This is a genomic window from Enterobacter sp. RIT637 (assembly GCF_019718755.1).
In the GTDB taxonomy this organism is placed as follows: domain Bacteria; phylum Pseudomonadota; class Gammaproteobacteria; order Enterobacterales; family Enterobacteriaceae; genus Enterobacter.
Genome location: NZ_JAIHAZ010000102.1, coordinates 1 through 614 on the forward strand (window position 1 = coordinate 1; position 614 = coordinate 614).

The window sequence follows — 614 nt, forward strand, 5'->3', positions numbered from 1 at the left end:
GATTCGCCGACGCCTGTGATACCGGCTCAATCGGCAGGCGCTGCACCTTGGTGCGATAGCTGTAGCGGCTGATGCGCGCCGTACCCGGATCGATCACATACTTAATGCCCGGCACGGTGAGTGAGGTTTCGGCAACGTTGGTCGCCAGCACAATCCGGCGGCCACTGTGGGCCTGGAACACGCGGTTCTGCTCGCTGTTAGACAGGCGGGCATACAGCGGAAGGATCTCCGTGTGGCGCAGATCGCGCTTGCTCAGCGCATCGGCGGTGTCGCGGATTTCGCGTTCCCCGCTCATAAAGATCAGAATATCGCCGGGGCTTTCGCGGCCCAGCTCGTCAACGGCATCAAAAATCGCCTGCAGCTGGTCGCGATCCGTGTCGTCCGCCTCTTCCACAATCGGGCGATAGCGCACTTCCACCGGATAGGTGCGGCCAGAGACTTCAATGATTGGCGCGTTGTTGAAGTGGCGCGAGAAGCGCTCCGGATCGATCGTCGCGGAGGTAATGATGATTTTCAGGTCCGGGCGGCGCGGCAGCAGCTCGCGCAGATACCCGAGCAGGAAATCAATATTCAGACTGCGCTCGTGGGCTTCATCGATAATGATGGTGTCGTAC

General features: G+C 60.4%; 1 protein-coding gene. It reads right to left on the reverse strand.

All coding sequences use genetic code 11. The features are described 5' to 3' along the window. Positions 1-614, reverse strand: a 614-nt coding sequence (locus K5E19_RS23410) for a helicase-related protein (RefSeq protein ID WP_260411934.1), incomplete at both ends; no start/stop codon positions are given.